Origin of the sequence: Fervidobacterium riparium (genome assembly GCF_025370035.1) — a bacterium.
Taxonomy (GTDB): domain Bacteria; phylum Thermotogota; class Thermotogae; order Thermotogales; family Fervidobacteriaceae; genus Fervidobacterium; species Fervidobacterium gondwanense.
In genome coordinates this window covers 673,116-691,915 of sequence record NZ_CP009277.1, presented here as the reverse complement: position 1 = coordinate 691,915, position 18,800 = coordinate 673,116, and the positions used below count along the sequence as shown (strand labels likewise).

The window sequence follows — 18,800 nt, the reverse complement described above, 5'->3', positions numbered from 1 at the left end:
TTTATTCTCTAAAGAGAGGACCGTACAAATCTTTAACTGTATCATCTAAGAGATTTTTGGTAGAATCATCTTTCTTGAGGAAAATCCTTTTCAGATCCGGATTTATTTCTTGGCTCGGATTTTCCCAAGGCTTCAGGCCACAGAATTTTCTGTACTCGCCGGATATCCACAAGTACTTGTGCATATCAGAAACGGTAGTTTTGAAGTCCAGTGAATGAAGGAGCATGTAGAAATCGTGATAAAAATCTGCATACGAACCGTATTTCTTTGCTTCTTCATGAAGATGGTACGCTACCATTTTAGTCACAAAGGAATTATATATTGGAAACTTCTCGCTCAAGAAGTTGTGTGCGAATATAGATGTGAAGCTGATGTAGTGTTTTGATTTGCCATCGTCTCCATTGCTTTTTAGGACTATTAAAGATAATTTATCAACAAAATCAGGTTCCAAATTTATGCCATCGCTTGCGACGACTTCTGAAATGTGCTTAGCGACATCGAGCGTTCGAAAGATATTCGTGTTGTACAAAGAATTTACAACAGCCACTTTTACCAAACTTGACTGCAATGAGAAATCTGGAAATGTGTTTCGAATTTTCTTCAGAGCTTTATCAATGTTTTGGAAATCCTCAACACTTTCATACAACTTCACTGCCGATTCAACTTGTTCTTTCAGCACCTGAACCACACTTATCACCTCTTGAAGTTTCTAATGCAATTTTATACCAAAAACGTTCAATTAGTGCCAAAAATTTTAGATGAATATACAAATAAAAAGCGGGGCGAAATACCCCGCTTTGCCATAAATCATTTTAGAATACTCACTTAATTATCTCTTCCCAAGCTTTGTTGTAAAGGTCGATTGCTTCACCTATGTAGTCTATAATCTCGCAATTTGCCAGTTCTTCGACTGTGTAAAGTGGTTCAACCTCTTGGTAATTTACAGCATCAGCAACAGGTGATGGAATCATGAGGAAGTCGGCGATTTTTGCAGCTACCTCAGGTCTCAGTATGAAGTCGATGAACTTATACGCAAGCTCTTTGTTCTTGGCATCCTTTAATATAACCATACTGTCTATCCAGAGCGTTCCACCTTCTTTTGGAACGAAGAACTCAAAATTCTCCATTCCTTCTTCCGGAATTAGCTGGAAGACATTTTCAGGATAACCGTGTACAACCCAGAACTCACCGTTCACAACGCCTTGTGCGTAAGTTGTAGCGTCGAATTTCACGATATTCTTCTTCCAGTTCAATATTACTTCCTTAGCTTTTTCTATCTCTTCAGGATTTGTTGTGTTTACAGAATATCCTAAGTATTTCAACGCAGCACCGAAAACTTCGCGCATGTCGTCGAGGAGTGTAATTTTGTCTTTTAAATCTTCCCTTTCGTATATACTCCAAGATTTTTCGTATTCTTTTAAGTAATTCTTATTAACAATTAAACCCGTCGTTCCCATCATGTAAGGAACAGAGTATTCGTGGTTAGGATCGTACGTTGTCTTTGAAAGGACAACTTCGGACAAATTTTTGAAGTTCGGGATTTTGTTCAAATCGAGCTTTTCGAGCAATCCTTCATTTATCATCATCTTAACGTGGTCTCCGGACGGGAAAACTATATCGTATCCAGAACCACCGGATTTTATTTTTGCAAACATCTCTTCGTTTGATGCGTAGGTATCGTATATGACTTTACAGTTGTACTCTTTTTCAAACTGCTCAATAACTTCTTGAGGAATATAATCTGCCCAGTTGTATATGCGAAGTGTCGACTGTCTGTTGCACGCGTTTAAAACAAAAACCACCAACACGAAGAGCGCCACAAAGAGTACCAACTTAACAACGCGGTTTATCCTTTTCATCTCACTCTCAACCTCCTTCTTCTAATGTTTGATGTTCACTTTTGAATTATATCATGAACGGACTTTGTTTTGATTCTTCTTTTTAATCTCTAAGAGCTTGTCTAAAACATTCGCTCGAATCTCCACTATATCGCCAGGGTTTGGAACAAGGGTGATATCAACAGGTCCATGACTTATCCGTATCAGATTGACCACAGGATTACCAATTGATGAGAACAATCTTTTGACTTCATGTTTTCTGCCCTTTATCATTGTTACCTTTACAATCGAATAATCTTTATGCATCTCAATTACAACAGCATTTTCACACTTTAAGAAGTCTCCGTTGTCTTCAATCCCATTCCTCAACTTTTCCAAATCTTCTTTCTTAACCTTTCCTCGCACTTTGGCAACGTAAACCTTTTCCACGCCGTACCTTGCACTCGTGAGTATGTTTATTAGATCTCCATCATCAGTTAATATAACCACTCCTTCTACATCCTTGTCCAACCTTCCAACTGGCTTGAGATGGTTCAAATGCTGTAGATTCTTTTCCTGCAAGAGCGTTGCTACTGTGTGCTTTTGTTTTGGGTCGGAAAGTGTTGTTGAGTATCCTTTAGGCTTGTGGAGTACATAGTACGAGTAATCTTGATTTCTATCATCGAACGTGTAATTCTTATTTTCCACTTGCACTTTATCACCAAAATTAACCTCGTACCAAGGCTCAAAAACTTGTTTTTCATTTACAGAGACTTCACCATTAAATACAAGCTTATCAGCCATTCTTCGCGAATAACCCTTCGACTGAAGGAACTTTTGAAGTTTCATAATTTACTCCTTTCAGTTTAAATAAAGGGATTATAGAACCTACCATGGTTTACGAACATGCCGATAAGTACCGAAATCAATAATACCATTCCAGATATGACGAGGGCTACGTAATCTTCCTTTCTTAATTTCTTCGTCGTATACCATGTTCTTTTTTTGTGCTTTCCAAAACCTCTCAAATCCATTGCATTGCTTATTTTTTCAACTCTTTCGAGGCTTGAAAATATGAGAGGTATCAAAATCAAGAGAGAATGCTTAAATCTATCCTTGAACTTCGCTTTATATGATAGGTCAACGCCTCGGGCTTGCTGTGAAAGGCTTATATCTGTGTATACCCTCTGAACATCTGGGAAATACCTCAAAGTTAGTGCGAATGCGTACGCTACCTTATAGTGAACGCCTATCCGGTTAAGCGATGAAGCAAGCTCGCTCGGGTTTGTTGTGAAAAGGAATATCATACCGAGCGGTATGACCGAAATGTATTTCAGAAACTTCGTTGTCTGGTAGAATATCTGCTCGAGCGTGACGACGTATCTTGAAGATAGCTCAAAAAGAACATGGCTCGTTCCGAATATCTTAACTCCTTCAGTAGGTGCGAAAAGAAAAGTTATAAATTCGTTCAAGAGCAAGAAGATGAAAACATACAAGAACATTGTCTTTACCTTTGAGAACTTTATCTTTGCTACCTTCATCAGTGCAAACGAGAATATCAGTATGCCGACGATTACTCTAATATCGTACGTGTACATAACTGCCGAGGTGAGAACCAAAAAGGATATGAGTTTCGTCAATCCAGATAGCCTGTGTATAAAAGTTTCTTCAGATGTGTACATTATCAGCTTTTCTTGCATGGCTCTTTCTCACCGTCCTGTCGTAATCTATGAAGTGCTGGACGAACTCTGAAGTCTCGTTTATTCCGACGATGTTTGCTAAAGAGTACAGCGAAGTCTCTTTCAAATTCGCCTTTTCGATAACTTCAAAATTCGTAAGTATCTTCGACGGTTCATCGTTTGCCACGATTTCACCATCTGCAAAAACGACAGCTCTGTGCGTGTATTCCATTATCAAGTGCATGTCGTGGGTTATAAGTATGATTGTTATCCCGTTCGAATTGAGCTCGGCGAGGAACTCCATAATTTCGGAATAGTGGCTGAAATCTTGCCCAGCAGTTGGCTCGTCCAAAATGATTATCTTCGGATCTAACGCAAGAATCGAAGCGATTGTAACTCTCTTCTTTTGTCCATAGCTGAGTGCAGAAATGGGCCACTTAATAAACGGCTTAAGTCCGCATATTTGGGCAACTTCGTCCACTTTTCTCTCAATCACATCCTCCGGAACTTTTCTGAGCCTCAGCCCGAGCGCTATCTCATCGTACACGATAGGTTTTGTTATCATCTGGTTAGGATTCTGCATCACAAAACCTATGAACTGAGCTCGCTCTTTTATCGTCATATTGTTCAAAATCTCGTTTTTGTAGATGATCTTTCCTGAATCTTCCTTTACAAAGCCACAGAGCACCTTTGCAAATGTCGATTTTCCGGCACCGTTCTTTCCAACTATCGAAATCATCTCTCCGTCTTTTATTTCAAGATTTATATTCTTCAGAACAGGCTTACCTCTTTCATAAGAAAAGTTCAGATTTTCTACCCTTAGAATAGGCTCTGATTCATCGGTCATTTTTTGAACATCCTTTGAATTGCTGTTAAACCACTTTCTAACATTTTCCTTTTCTTTATCTGGAAGGCTTAAAGTGGATATGTAGCCCGGTTTAATTTCTTTAGAAATCTTTAAACCTGAGTACTTCAAAGCAGATACGTACAGCGGTTCTCTTAATCCAGCGCTTGACAATACATCGCTTTCCATCAATTCGTGCGGATTTGAGTCGAATATTATCCTTCCGTCCTTTAGTACGATAACCCTGTCAATTTCCCTGTGGAGCACATCCTCTAATCTATGCTCAACAATTATTACTGTCTTACCAGTTTTGGTATGGAGTTCATCTATTATCTCCATAGCTTTCTTAGCAGTTGCAGGATCGAGGTTTGCCAACGGTTCGTCGAACAAGAGTACATCGACGTTATCAACAAGCACACCTGCAATTGTTGTTCTTTGTTTCTGCCCACCGGATATTTCAAACGGTGAATGGTTCAAAAATTTCTCCATTCCGACCATCTTCGCTGCTTCTTCGACTCTTTTTTTCATCTCTTCGTGCGGCACGTTATCGTTCTCTAAAGCAAAGGCTATATCTTCGCCGACAGTAAGTCCTACGAATTGAGCGTCGGTATCTTGGAGGACTGTTCCAACGATTTTCGATAATTTAAAAATATCGAGTTCTCGCGTTTCAAAACCTTTGATTTTCAAGCTACCAGTTATTTCACCTTTGTAAGCGAAAGGAATGAGCCCGTTGAGGCAGTGGACAAGAGTACTCTTTCCACTCCCGCTTGGACCCAGTATCAGTACCTTCTCGCCCGGGAATATCTTGAGGTTAATATCGTACAGCGTCGGTTCAGACTGAACGTGGTACCTAAACGTGAAGTTTTTAAATTCTATAATCGGTTCCACTTTTTTATTCCTCCTACGCAAGTTAGACATCTTCTTAATTTCTTTACGAACATATAATACCACCGTGGCATTCTCAGTTCAATATATGCATATATACAAGTAGATAATTTTTCACCATTTAGACGATTTGGTGTGTAGAATACTAGGAAGGTGTGCTAAAATATTATATCGCCGATAATATATAGACAATTTAGAAAGCTCAAAGGAGCTGACGTTTATGTCAGAAAGGAGCGAAGAGTTACTTGGTAAGGAGATTAAGTCTGTAAAAATTACCGTTAATGAAGGTGCTGTAGAAAAACGGTTTGGCTTCTTTAGAAAAGCAATCATAAATTATTTTAAATTAGCTAAGAACATACTCAAAACGTATGGAAGTCTCAAGGTTGTCGAAGGTGATTTTCAAAGCGCTGATGCAGAGCTGATAGTAGAAACGAAGGAGTTACCAAACAAGATAGAAGGAACTGTAACATTAAAGGTATCAGGTAACGCACAAAAATTCAGATTTTCTATTGAAATCCCTCCCGCAGGCTCAAAAAATCTGCCTACCTACGAATTCGAATCCGTTATCTTCGAAATCCTCGGCATAGTGAAAGGCATTGAAGTCTTGCTTCCACTTCTCAAGGATAAAGATTCCGATAAAAGAAAAGCTATCATAAAGGCGCTTGGTAACATTGGTGATCCGAAGGCCGTCGAATCACTTGCAAAGTCTATGTCCGATACGGATCCGACAGTCAGAAAAGTCTTAGCAGAAGCTCTTGGTAAGATAAACGATCCCAGCGTAGTCGGATTGCTTGTCTTATTCTTGAGAGACGAAGATTATGTAGTGCGTGTAGAAGCGAAAATAGGTATCTTCAACGCGCTAAAGGCAGGGTTACCTGTTAATGAAGTACTCTTCATGGCACTAAAAGATAAGAATATTGAAGTTCGAAAATCGTTAGTTGAAATCCTCGGCAATTTGAACACTTCAAACGTTGTTGCTCCTTTAGTCGAAGCACTCGATGATGATGATATGAGCGTTCGGTTAAAAGCCGTTCAGGCACTTGGGAATATAAGAGCGCCGAAGGCTGTAGATGCCATTGAGAAACTGTTGAAGGACAAGAGTGCTGATATAAGATTGGCAGCCGTGCAAGCTTTAAATTCAATAGGAAATCCAAAAGTATTCGATTCACTTGTCGAATTGCTGGGAGATAAAGATTGGAAAGTTCGAAAAGCGGTGGTTGAAGCTCTTGGGAATATTGGACATCAGAGAGCGATTGATTACCTCGAAGAGGCACTAAAAGACGAAAACCCGAGTGTGAGAAGAGCTGCTGTTGAAACACTTGGAAACGTATGGGATAAAAGGGTTACGAATATACTCGTTAATGCTTTAAAAGATGAAGATTCTTGGATAAGACTTAGCGCTGCAAAGGCTCTTGCGAATATGAATGATCCATCTTCTGTGCCATCGCTTATTGATGCACTCGTTGATCCAATTAGTAATGTTCGAATAGCTGCTGCGGAAGCACTTGGGATGATAGGCGATGAAAGAGCTGTTGGCATGCTTATCGAAAAATTGAAAGATGATGACTGGAAAGTGCGAAAGGCAGCTGTTGAAGCGCTTGGGAAAATTCGCGATGTATCGTCTGTAGATTCTTTGATTGAGGTGGTAAGAAATACTGCTGAAGAAATAAATGTGCGCGAAGCTGCGGTGGATGCTATTGGAAATATAAGAGAAATGATAGCTACGGAAGCCCTCGTTGATATGTTGAATGAAGAAGATGTCAAGATTCGAAAAGCTGCGGTTGAAGCGCTTGGGAAGATTGGAGATATAAGGGTTACTGGAGTGATTGCTGAAATTTTGATGGATGAACAGGAAGACTTAGCAGTTAGAGAAGCCGCAGCAAAAGCGCTTGGAAAAATCGGGGAAGATGAAGCTGTTGAGCAACTCGTTAGTGTTCTGAAGGAACGAGATCTGGCGATTAAAAAGGCAGCTGTGTGGGCTCTTGGCGAAATTGGATCTGAAAAAGCCGTGACGGCTCTTATCGAAAAAATTAATGATACAGACAAAGGTTTAAGACTTGCTGTTATTGAATCGCTTGGAAAAAGCAAAAATTTTAGAACAGTTCAGCCATTGATTAATTTACTAAATGACAAAGAACCGGAGATAAAAGAGGCTGCGGCACAAGCGCTTGGGAATATTGGAAGTGAAAGTGCGATAGATGCATTGATTCAATTGCTGAATGACGAAGATGGTAGCGTCAGAAGGAGTGCGGCTTGGGCACTTGGAGAGATACGTTGTAGCAAGGCATCGGACGCGCTTGCAAAAGCTTTAAGAGACGAAGAACCAACAGTAAGGATGGCAGCAGCAGATGCACTTGTCAAGTTAGGCAATAACACTGCTTTTGAGCAACTTCTACTCATTACGCTCCAAGACAAGACTTCATCAAAATACGGCGAATTGCAAAAATCCTTCCAAGAATCTGTGGACTTTGGGAATGTATTAGATACCTTTTTGACATTCGATCAAGAGAAAAATGTACAAAAACGCTCTCGTGCATGGGACGAAAAGACTCTCGAAACGCTCATTTTAACATTAGAAGACGAGACACTGGATGAAGAAATGCGTAGAAGAGCGGCGGTTATACTGGGCGAAATGGGAAATCCGAAAGCTATAGAGGCATTGGTTAGGCTGTCCAAAAACAGAAACGATGTGCTTCGTGAAGCAGCAGCGTGTTCTCTTGGAAAAATAAAAACACCCGAAGCAATTAGACACTTGATACCCCTTCTAAACGACAAAGTTGTCAACGTACGGAAAGCCGCTGCTTGGTCCATAGGTGAGGTTGGAGGTCCTGGAGCTATTGATATATTATCGAGAGCTCTAAAAGACAGCGACTCATCCGTCCGAAAGGCTGTTGTGGGTGCATTTGGAAAAATAAAAGACACAAAGATAATAGACTACCTTATCTTAGCCTTGAACGATGAAGATTACCAAGTTCGGAATGCAGCAAAGATTGAACTTCAACAAGCTATTAAATCAGGACTTTCAGTAACAGAATCGCTTTTACGGGCAGCAAAGTATGGAAACATGGATACACGTATAACAATTGCAGAAATCCTTGGAAACGTTCACGACACTAAAGCTGTTGAGGTACTTATCGACTTGTTAAAAGACGAAGATTCCAATGTAAGAAAAGTAGCAATAAAATCACTTGGCGAGATAGGGGACTTAAAAGCTGTTGAGCCGCTCTCTCGATTAATACAAGATAGAGACGCCAGTGTACGCCTTGCAGTGGTTCAAGCTCTCGAGAAGATAGATGATATCTCAATAATAGAACCACTCATAAAAGTGCTGAAAGACGAGAATAACGATATCCGTTTAATTGCCATCAGGACACTTGGTAGAACAAAGGACAAAAGAATAATAGAACCTCTTGGACAACTCTTAAAAGACAAGGATCCTAATATAAGTCTATCAGTGATAGAAGCTTTGGCATCGATAGATAGCGAAAAAGTTTCTGAACTGCTTACTGATTCGTTGAAAGATGAAGAATGGAAAATTCGCAAAGCTGCTGCAGAAGCACTTGGGAAAATTAAAGATCGGAAAGTAGTAAATAGTCTTATTGAAGCTTTAAAAGACGAAATTCCAACCGTAAGAATTGCAGCTGCTGAAGCGTTGGGGGCTATAGGAGATTCTGGAACAATTGATGCACTCAGCGAACTGCTAAAAGACAATGACTCGTGGGTTCGGTTGGCTGCTATAGAGGCTATTGGAAAAATAGGCGATTGGACCGCTGTAGAAATTTTAAAGGAGGCCTTAAAAGATTCGTCTCCAAACGTGAGAAGAGCTGCTGCCGAGGCGCTTGGAAAAGTAGGAGATGTTAGTGCTGTACCTCTGCTTGCCGAAAAACTAAAAGATGAGGACTGGAAAGTTCGAAAAGCAGTAATCGAAGCGTTGGAAAATATTAACGACATGAGCGCAGTTGAACCACTAATCGAAGTGTTGAAAGATGAGAATTTCGAAGTTCGAAAATCTGCTATTGAGGCACTTGGCAAGATAGGAGATTACGCTGCCTTAGATGCTTTCGAAGTTCTTCTTCTTGACAGCAACCCGGATATTCGAAAGATTACTACGCAATCGATTCTGAAAATAGGCGGCCCGAAGGCGGTAGAAGCTCTCCTTACAGCTTTAAAAGATCCTGATCCGGATGTTAGACTCTTAGCTCAAGAAGGACTCTTTCAGATATCAGATTTCAGCGTCGTGCATTTGATTAGGAAATTACTCAGAGACGAAGAGCCGAACATAAGGTGGCTTGCTATCCAAATTCTTCGAAAGATTGGTGGGGCAGGAGTGGTCGAGCCACTTATCGAAGCATTGAACGACGAAATATTCAGTATCCGATGGTCAGCGGCAGAGGCGCTCGGTGAGGTGGGTGACCCAAAAGCTATTGGACCTCTCTCTGCATTGCTGAGGGATAAGGATTACGCGGTTCGCAGAACTGCAGCTGAGGCTATAGGAAACATAGGTGGAGAACATGCACTAAACATACTTGCTGAAGCTTTAAATGATGAAAATACAGAAGTTCGTGGCGCAGTTATTTGGGGTATCGCAAAGGTTCGTGCTTTAGATGAAGATATCGCGTATAACTTACTTTGCAAAGGGATCAAAGATGAAAGTACTTACGTGCGTAAAGAAGCAATAAAGGCTTTAGGTAGCAAACGTGATAGAAAATCGGTAGAAGCAATCCTTCAAGCTTTGGAGGATAAAGATGAAGGTGTTTGCAAGACTGCGTTACAAATCCTTGAGGAAATAACCGGTCAGAAATTTGGTCTGAACTATTCAGAATGGAAGAAATGGTGGGAGGAACATAGAGAAGAGCTTGATGATTAAATGAAAACCCCCAGCGCACATACCTGCTGGGGGTTGATATTTAGAAAATCATCAATTTTTATTGTGCCTTTTTTAAGCTGCCCTTCTTTGGTTTGGTCGCGACATAAGCGAAGATAAGCAACGTACCTATCACACCAGCGCTGATGATGTTCATAATTGCGGCTGTGACACCTTGGATGAAAACCTTATCCGCTGGCTCTGCATATATCACTATGTCGAGCACAGGTGCTATGACGAGCCAAGATATAGCATTGGCAATTATTTGGAAAAGATTCACTTTCAGTGCATCCTTAAAGGTGAATTCCCCTTCTTCAAGCTTTGTGAACTTATAACCCAATCCGAATATGAAACCAGCTATACCGCTTGCGATAACCCAGCTCCACCACGGAGAACCATACTGGATCGCATCGCTGAGCGCATGTCCAATGAAAGCTGAAAGCCCACCTGCAATAGGACCGTAAAGAGTAGCTAAGAAGAGTGCAAAACCGTAAGCAGTTTGGAAACTCGTCTGTGGAACTGGTGATGGGATCTTAACGAACATGAACAGAAGCATAAAGATCGCAGCACCAATACCAGACGCTACCACCGTGGCGGTTGAGAACTTGAAGAGCTTTTTCATGCCTGATGCCTCCTTTTTAACATGGATTAATTAATGTGACGCACACCTAAATATTATACCATATATCACGTTCAAGTAATCTTTTTGAACGTGATATTGTATAATCACAATGACAAGTAGTGTGCGAACAGAATACGGTTAAAGCCAAGTTGATGGCATGCCAATTGTTTCGTTTATTTACATTGCTACCATTTCTACGAAGTCTACGGTATCCTGTTTCCCGCGGCGCTGTAGAGTTCGTACCATTCTTGTCTTGTTAGATTAACTCCGACCGCTTGGGCGATTTTTCTAAGCCTCTCTGCACTCGTCGTGCCGACTATCGGTTGAATTTTCGCAGGGTGCCTCAGAATCCATGCTGTTGCAATAGCCTCTTTTGAGACGTTATATTTATTTGCAAGTTCTTCGAGCTTCAAGTTTAGCTCTGGGAATTGGGGATCGTCTATGAACACGCCCTGTATGTTACCTTGTTCGTTTCCATACTGGAACGGTGACCATGCCTGAATCGTTATTCCTTTGAGCCTGCAGTACTCGAGCACTTCTCCGTCTCTGTTAACCGACTGCGGGAACTTCGTATTAGTGAATATGCCAAAATCAATCATCCCCGTGTTTGTCAAACTTAGCTGGAGCTGGTTTGTGAGCAACTTGTAATTCAACGCACTGCTTAGCAATTCGATCTGCATCGGATTGAAATTGCTCACGCCAAAGTATCTGACTAAACCTTTTGAGTGTAAATATGAGAATGCTTCTGCAACTTTTTCTGGCTCCATCAACGTATCAGGACGGTGGAGCAGGAGTATGTCGATATAGTCTGTTTGCAATCTTTTCAGAGCTTTTTCAACAGATGTGACGATGTGTTCTTTCGATAAATCGTAGAATCCATTCCTAATTCCGCACTTGGTCTGGATTATTATCTTGTCCCTCGATATTTTCAGATTCTTCACAACCTGTGCGAACACTTCTTCAGATTTACCAGCACCGTATATATCCGCATGGTCAAAGAAATTTATTCCAAGTTCTAAAGATGTTGAAACAAGCTCCTCAATGCTATTCAGCGGTTTATTCCAGATTCTCATACAACCGAGGCCAATAACGGAAACTTCCAATTCGTTGCCAAGTTTGAGTTTCTTCATAAGTTTCACCTCCAAAGTATGAAAGTATCAACTCAATTATACAACTTTAATATGTTACAATCTAATTCACTGTATGCCAAATTAAAAATAATTCTGTGCTAAAATTGAATGTGAAATATATACTTTTGCCGAAATTTTTAGCGAGGTGATAATATGGAAATTTTGCAAAATCAACAAAACCGCTCCGTAGCTGAAATAGTAAGACAGAATCCAAATTGTAATTACTTCATCTCAGCCTCTGCGGGTACCGGAAAGACTTACACACTCACAAATTACTACATTGGCATATTAGAACATTACGAACAAGAAGGAAAAAGCGACATTGTCGACTCAATTGTTGCCGTTACGTTCACGAACAAAGCCGCAAATGAGATGAAAGACAGGATAATGAAAGAGATTCAGAAAAAACTTACAGCGGTTGACCCAAATTCAAAAGAATACAGATACTGGAACGAAGTTTACCGCAATATGTCAAGGGCCATCATCTCAACGATAGACAGCTTCTGCAGAAGAGTTTTAATCGAGCAGAATGTGGAAGCCGGTGTTGACCCGAATTTCAAGATAATAAACGAACTGAAGATGCTCAGGATAGTTGATAAAGCAACGCAAAAGGCAATACAGATTGCATTTGAAGTATACGACTTGAAAGACGGCGAGAGAATTGCGGATAAGTTATCTCCCTTCTTGTACGGTCTCACAACAGAAAGAAGAGAGCGAATAGAAGAGCTTGTAAAGGACTTGGCAGAGAGCAAAGATGATATATTCCATCTTTTCAACATCTTTGGAGATGTGTTCAAGGTTAAGGAGAAGATAGAAGAAGTTGTCAGGAGCTGGAGGTTGGAGCTCAACGATTCAAAAGTAAGCGAAAGGCTACTTGAAGTATTTGAAGAGGCCGGAGGCGCATTGAGGGCGTTTAGAAACATAGCACTCATCGCCGCTGAATTCTACGAATCTGAAACGATAGACAACTTCGAATACGACTTCAAAGGCGTGCTCGAGAAAACGCTGAAGGTCTTGGAAAAACCGAGCATAAGAGAATACTACCAGAAGAGGTTTAAATACATCATAGTCGATGAATTTCAAGACACGAACGACCTCCAAGAAAGGATATTCGACTTAATACATACCGATGAAAACTACATCTTCTACGTTGGTGATAGGAAACAGTCGATATACAGGTTCAGAGGCGGTGATGTTTCCGTCTTTGTAAAAACGATGAACAAATTCGAAAAGAAAATCAAGGATGGCAATGGGAAGTACAGCATACTTTCGCTGAAGACGAATTACCGTTCCCATCCAGAACTCGTTGATTACTTTAACTACATCTCTGAGAATGTTATCTTCAACAATGTCATTTACGAAGGACTTGCTACAAACAAGAACACAAATAAGAACAGTAAAGAAAATGAAGAAGAAAAGATCTTCGTACACGAAGTTTTTAGATTGAAATATCCAGATCTTTACAATAAACTTTGGTTCATAGAATCAGACGACAAATCCTCCTCAGCTTTCTTGCCAGATCCAAATGAAAATGTACCTGATGGAGTTAAGAGAGTGAATTACATCAAGGTTAACGCCGCATCCGATGAGGAAAAGAAAAACGAGCGAGAGATTGAAGCTCTGAGCGTTGCCAAGATGATAAAAGCGCTTGTCGGAAAAGAAATGACGTTTTACGAGAAACAGGACGGAAAACATGTTCCGGTTGTAAGAAAGATAACCTACAAAGATTTTGCCATACTTTCTTACAAACTCCAAGAAGTTGAGGATGTCTACAGAGAAGTCTTTGCACGAGAAGGAATACCACTTTACATAGTCAAAGGAAGAGGCTTCTACAGAAGACCCGAAATAAGAGCCGTTATATCAGCTCTCGACGTTATCCAAAACCCGAACAACAACTACCACTTCGTCCAAATCTTCTTGAGCCCATTTTTCGAGGAAATCTCCGAAAACTCCGTAAATGCGGACAACTCTTCGGATGAAAGGCTTAAAATGCTGAACAGAATAACACAAAGATACAGGGAATCTGCGCAGTCGGGTATAAAGAAATCATTCTTCCAGTGCGCAAAAGATTTGAGAAACGAAGGGGCACTTCCTCATCACATCTGCCAGATGCTCGACCTGATTGAAAAATACGACGAGCTGAAGTACTACCTGAAGCCCGCAGAAACACTCAAACTATTCATCAAAGAGAGCGAATACCTCAGAAAGCTTGCACAATATCCCAACTCGAGCCAGAGGCTCAGGAACGTTAGGAAACTACTCGAGCAAGCCTCCGACTTTAACGACCAAGCACCGACATTCCTTGAACTGACAAGACTGCTTGAGAAAATCTCTGAAATCCAAGAAGTTGAAGCGTCTGAAATCTCTGAAGAAGAAGACGTCGTGCGCATGATGACTGTGCACGCATCTAAGGGTTTGGAGTTCAACATTGTCTTTTTGGTGAACAACGACTACGGGGATAGAAACGAAGAGAAGACGCTATTCCCTTACTCAGAGAACGAAATTGAGAGTGTGAGGTACATATACATAAGTCAGTTCTTGGATAAAGTTATCGAGAAGTTCGGAAACGGGAAATTGACAGCAGAGTTGGAAAAAGAATTGAGGAAAATATTGGAAGCAGAAATCATATACGACGAAACCGAAATCCTGAGAAAAGTCTACGTAGCGATAACAAGGGCTAAAGAAATGCTCTTTGTCTTGGACTTGCAGAAAAAAAAGAGCGACAACAAGAAAGGAACGCCTGCAATTAAGTATTTAGATTATAAAGGATATGAAGAGAACGTAAAAGTCATCGAAAACATCTCAGAAATTGAAAAGCTCATTGGGGAGATTGTTGGTAGTGATGAAGAGGTTCATCTTGAACAGGCTGAGGCGAGTGCAGAAGAGATAGAAAGTAAGTTCAACAAAGAACTTATCGAAACAGATTTCACACAAACTGCCTACAAAAGGTACATCTCACCAACGATAATTTACAACCTGAGAGATGAAAAGAGCGATTTGGAAGCGATAAACGAATTGGAGCAGGATTTTGAAGTTTCGGAAGGTATTTCTTTCGCTTCCGCTGGAGCGTATCAAAACTACGAAGGTAGAGGCAGCATGGCAAGGCTTGAAGCACTCAACGAACTGCTTGAAAGGTCGTCGGAGATAAACATCGGTAAAAAAGTCCACTCGATACTCACAAGCGTTAATAAGTACGAGCATATAAAAGCTCTCGTGGAGCGAGGGAGTATACCTGAGCAGATATTGAACGTTCACATCTTAGAACCCCTGTTCAACGAGAACGAGAAGATATTATCCGAATGGAGAATCGCAAAGCATATCGAAATAGATGGCAAGAGCTATGTACTCTTCGGCGTGCCTGACAAGGTATTTTTGAAAAACGGTGAGTTCTACGTTGTCGATTTCAAAAGCGCAGACCTTTACGGTAACTCAGATGCAATTGAACGCTACAAATTCCAGCTGAAATTCTACATGTACTTGCTCTCCGACATTGGAAAAGTCCACTGTGGGTACTTAGTCAGCGTTCCGAGGGGGCAGGCTCTGAGAATCGACCCGCCCGATGAAAGGTTCTTCGATAAGATTGTTGAGAAGATCGAGAGCTTTGAGGAGATGATGAAAATATGACGAAGAAAGTTGCCTATCTTATCCCGATAGATGGAGACCACTTCGAATTCATTGCTGAACAGATCGCTCCGATGTACCTCAGAGACCCGCTTGATTTTCTCTTCATCGGGCCATCCGGATTCTATGTCAGGCAAGTGGCTGACAGCGTAGCAAGAAGGGTTGGGAAAGCGATAAACAGGGATGCGTTCAGAGTCATTAACCAGTATGTTACCGAAATACTTAAACTGAACAACTACGATGCGGAAGTCTTCGACAGAGATTTTTACACAGTCTACGTCACAGACGTCATCGATAAACTCGCAGCGGATAAAAAATTCTCAGGCGATTCACAAAAGGAGATTATATTGCGAACGCTCTCCAAATCTCCGACGATAATTGAATACATCGTCGACTTGTTCGAAAAAGTATGGGAACTGACGCTCTACGGAGATGAGCTGAACGAAAACCAAGAAAAACTCAAAGGCACGTACGCTATCATATACGAAATACTCCAGAATCCTGAAACGCCCTTTGCCGAGATACTCAGCGAAATCATCCGCAAGATGCAGGAATCAGCAGAAAAATTGAAAGGCAGGAAAATATACGACCCCATAAGCGTATACAGATGGTACGTTGAAGAAGCTGAGCATGTTGAACCTGAGCGGAAAACACTCGCTCTGAGCGGATTCTTCGACATACCACCGCTGATGCAAAAATCTTTAATCAAAATGTTCGAAAAGGCCGAAGAAGTTTTATTCTTCGTCTGGCAGAGACCGCACGATTTCTCATTCGAACAGCTCGACGAGGTTTGCGAATTTATCAAAGAGAGCGGCTTTGAACTGAAGACAGATTACTGCCACAAACGCTTTGTCAGCTTAGGAGAGCTGAAAGATAGGAAAACGATCGAAGAAGTACCAATCGAAAGCCAAATTTACCAGTACAACTATACTGCGTCTCAAATTAAGAGATTACTCATCGAAGGAGAGAATCCCGACAACATAGCCGTGGTTACGCCATCTTCTTCCATCGCAAGAAGGCTCATGGAGGAGCTCGACGAAGCGAAAGTGCCTTACAGATACAGCGGGAAGATACCACTAACGCAAAGCAAAGTCGTTCAGATATTGATTCAACCGCTCGAAACATATTTCAACGACCTGAACTACGAAAACATCTTGGCAATTATTGAATCCCCGCTTATTCCTGAAAGAAAACTTACAATGGACGAGATAGAGGATTTATTCAAACAGTTCGGATACTTCTCCGTGAACTTGACACAGTCGCTGTTGAAGGACAAAGAGAAGAGGAACGAGATATTCTTCAGAAAACTGGAAGAAGAGATAGAGGAGATAAAGGCTGAGAAAGAAAATATAGAAATAGAAGAGGATGTCTACTACGACACCATCAAGAGATTGGAACAGCTTGAAGAATTCAAGAGGATAATGAACGACCTGTTTGAAATCCTCGATGACATCTTCAAGAGTGCTCAGGAGAAAGACTTCTTCGAATGGTATCGCGCGTTCATATTGAAATACTCAAAGAGCTTCTCAAAAGCATTTGAAAAATCTCAAGACAGCAGGCTTGTGTCGCACAGCTTGGGCAACGAGGTTAATGCATTCTCAAAATTCATAGAAATAATCGACAAACTTGAGGACTACACGAAGAGAATTGTCGAATTGGGTGACAGAAAGAGCTTGGAAAGCTGGAGGAAAATATACAGACTTCTCACAGTCCTGCTCAACTCTTCAGGCTACAGAGAGACGTTCAAATCGGCGAACGTCGTTGACATAGTCGACCTTTCAAATGCGAGGTTCTTGAACAAGAAATACAAATTCTTCTTGGAATTCACGGATGATTACTACCCATCTATAGAGAAGATAAACCCGCTATTGTTCAAGACGAACAGCGAAAGGTCGAGGATATATCAAATCGTTGAAGAGCGAGAGAGAAGGTCTCTGATACTGTCGTTATTGTTCAGCGACATATCACAGCTCATCGTCCCGCTTGCAACGAACACGGGCGACATGCTCGTTCCGTCCAAATACACATCGGAATTTGCCAACAAAAGGCGCACTGAGAAATATGTACCATCCCTTGAGGACGTGTATTCAGAAATAGACTACGAAATCGAAAGACTGAAAGCTGACGAACATTCGAAAAAAACGTTAAGCGAATCGGACTTCATCGTCGGACCAGTGGACATGAAAGAATTCAGCTTCAGCAAAATCAACACATACATGAAATGCCCGCTCCAATTTTTCTACCAGCAGGTTCTCAATATTTACAAACCTGGCGCGGCTATTGAGAATAAGAAATCCATCAACGATGGAATTATTGCACATAGGATTGTGAAGAGGTTCTTTGAACTTACGAAAGAAAAGACGATTTTTGAAATAGATGAAAAACAAATAGACGAATGGCTGGAAGAAGAGTATGTCAAACTGTACAACGAAGGCATATATGCTTATTCTATACCAAAAGAATTGAAGATCAAAGAATTCAAGGAGAACCTCTTAACTTTGATGAACCTTTTTGTGCAGAGCAAAAAGGTTATAACCTTAGGTAACAGGAGTCTTGGAATGTCGCAATCAAGCGAAGAAAGTGATGAAAAACCTCGCAAAAAGAACAGCACTAAAGTCACGACGGTAGACTTAGTTTCTGATGAAATTGCCGAACTCGAATCGGAATTTGTAGTTCACCATGAAGGTTATGAATTCACAGTCAGAGTAGACCGGATAGACAGAATATCGCCGAAAGTTGTACTTTCAGAAGACGAAAATGTGAGACACACAGTTGAAGAAACAGGCGGAAGTAGCGATTACTTAATAATAGACTACAAATATTCAAAAGTTAAGAACTCTCCAATTGAGCAACTACTTTTCTATGACTGGGTTATTCAGAAATCGGAGAAAAACACTAAGTACAGAGGAAGTGATGTATACTTTGTACTCTTCTCTCTCAGGTTTGATCAGAAAGAGGAAAAATACTCCTATGAATACGCAAAGCGGCAAAACAACGGAGAAGCCAAGATATTTTTACCGGGAGGCAAGAGAGGAAGGATAAGCAAATATTACCAATTTGACTATCAAATCTTTGAAGACTGGTTGATGAATTTGATTGAAGGCATTACTGAAGAAGGGAAATTCGTTCCCGTTTTCTTGAGTGATGAAATGAACTCCTTTATTAATTCCATTACAGCGGATGGAGAAGAAATCGAACTTGTCGCACCTGAGGGCTCAAAACATACGCGCAAGTGCAGAGGATTTGGGCAGGAGTGTTCGTATGAGCCAATCTGTGCGATGTTTGAGGTTTATAATGTGAGGCTGAAGAAATAGTAGTAAGGACCTATTTTGCACATA

10 protein-coding genes are annotated in these 18,800 nt (G+C 40.9%); 3 read left to right on the top strand and 7 right to left on the bottom strand.

Translation table 11 applies throughout. The features are described 5' to 3' along the window. Position 1: 1 nt before the first annotated feature. The 5 genes from IB67_RS03065 to IB67_RS03045 form a co-directional block, all read right to left on the bottom strand. Positions 2-688: an HI_0787 family protein gene (locus IB67_RS03065; protein WP_072759402.1), complete on the bottom strand. Its 687-nt coding sequence runs from the start codon at positions 686-688 to the stop codon at positions 2-4. A gap of 133 nt (positions 689-821) precedes the next feature. After that, on the bottom strand, positions 822-1,859 hold the full coding sequence (locus IB67_RS03060) for an extracellular solute-binding protein (protein WP_072759404.1): 1,038 nt from the start codon (positions 1,857-1,859) through the stop codon (positions 822-824). 51 nt (positions 1,860-1,910) lie between these two features. Then, positions 1,911-2,666 carry a pseudouridine synthase gene (locus tag IB67_RS03055; RefSeq protein WP_072759406.1) on the bottom strand — a complete coding sequence of 252 codons (756 nt, stop codon included), beginning with the start codon at positions 2,664-2,666 and terminating at the stop codon, positions 1,911-1,913. A 17-nt stretch (positions 2,667-2,683) separates the two neighbouring features. Beyond that, positions 2,684-3,517 carry an energy-coupling factor transporter transmembrane component T family protein gene (locus tag IB67_RS03050; protein ID WP_072759408.1) on the bottom strand — a complete coding sequence of 278 codons (834 nt, stop codon included), beginning with the start codon at positions 3,515-3,517 and terminating at the stop codon, positions 2,684-2,686. Beyond that, a complete protein-coding gene (locus IB67_RS03045) occupies positions 3,486-5,228 on the bottom strand; it encodes an ABC transporter ATP-binding protein (protein ID WP_218587314.1) in 1,743 nt (580 codons plus the stop codon). The genes IB67_RS03050 and IB67_RS03045 overlap by 32 nt, the downstream gene beginning before the upstream one ends. Before the next feature lie 217 nt (positions 5,229-5,445). On the opposite strand from IB67_RS03045, the gene IB67_RS03040 reads away from it, so the two are divergent. Next, complete coding sequence (locus tag IB67_RS03040) at positions 5,446-10,092, top strand: sister chromatid cohesion protein PDS5 (RefSeq protein ID WP_072759412.1); 4,647 nt, start codon at positions 5,446-5,448, stop codon at positions 10,090-10,092. Positions 10,093-10,150: 58 nt separating this feature from the next. On the opposite strand, the gene IB67_RS03035 is transcribed toward IB67_RS03040, so the two are convergent. After that, positions 10,151-10,711 carry an ECF-type riboflavin transporter substrate-binding protein gene (locus IB67_RS03035; protein WP_072759414.1) on the bottom strand — a complete coding sequence of 187 codons (561 nt, stop codon included), beginning with the start codon at positions 10,709-10,711 and terminating at the stop codon, positions 10,151-10,153. A 203-nt stretch (positions 10,712-10,914) separates the two neighbouring features. Further along, positions 10,915-11,841, bottom strand: coding sequence for an aldo/keto reductase (locus tag IB67_RS03030; protein WP_072759416.1), 927 nt, complete (start codon positions 11,839-11,841; stop codon positions 10,915-10,917). A gap of 153 nt (positions 11,842-11,994) precedes the next feature. Here IB67_RS03030 and IB67_RS03025 point away from each other — a divergent pair, with 153 nt between their 5' ends. Both IB67_RS03025 and IB67_RS03020 read left to right on the top strand, forming a co-directional pair. Next, positions 11,995-15,465 carry a UvrD-helicase domain-containing protein gene (locus IB67_RS03025; RefSeq protein WP_072759418.1) on the top strand — a complete coding sequence of 1,157 codons (3,471 nt, stop codon included), beginning with the start codon at positions 11,995-11,997 and terminating at the stop codon, positions 15,463-15,465. Then, the gene (locus IB67_RS03020; RefSeq protein WP_498875453.1) at positions 15,462-18,776 is read left to right on the top strand and encodes a PD-(D/E)XK nuclease family protein; all 3,315 of its coding nucleotides are present in this window, start codon (positions 15,462-15,464) and stop codon (positions 18,774-18,776) included. Before IB67_RS03025 ends, IB67_RS03020 begins: the two co-directional genes overlap by 4 nt. Positions 18,777-18,800 lie beyond the last annotated feature (24 nt).

Excerpts from the sequence above, each read along its gene's own strand:
- IB67_RS03035 (WP_072759414.1), bottom strand. The coding sequence starts at position 10,711 with ATGAAAAAGCTCTTCAAGTTCTCAACCGCCACGGTGGTAGCGTCTGGT.
- IB67_RS03050 (WP_072759408.1), bottom strand. The coding sequence starts at position 3,517 with ATGCAAGAAAAGCTGATAATGTACACATCTGAAGAAACTTTTATACAC.
- IB67_RS03030 (WP_072759416.1), bottom strand. The coding sequence starts at position 11,841 with ATGAAGAAACTCAAACTTGGCAACGAATTGGAAGTTTCCGTTATTGGC.
- IB67_RS03020 (WP_498875453.1), top strand. The coding sequence starts at position 15,462 with ATGACGAAGAAAGTTGCCTATCTTATCCCGATAGATGGAGACCACTTC.
- IB67_RS03040 (WP_072759412.1), top strand. The coding sequence starts at position 5,446 with ATGTCAGAAAGGAGCGAAGAGTTACTTGGTAAGGAGATTAAGTCTGTA.
- IB67_RS03060 (WP_072759404.1), bottom strand. The coding sequence starts at position 1,859 with ATGAAAAGGATAAACCGCGTTGTTAAGTTGGTACTCTTTGTGGCGCTC.
- IB67_RS03025 (WP_072759418.1), top strand. The coding sequence starts at position 11,995 with ATGGAAATTTTGCAAAATCAACAAAACCGCTCCGTAGCTGAAATAGTA.
- IB67_RS03055 (WP_072759406.1), bottom strand. The coding sequence starts at position 2,666 with ATGAAACTTCAAAAGTTCCTTCAGTCGAAGGGTTATTCGCGAAGAATG.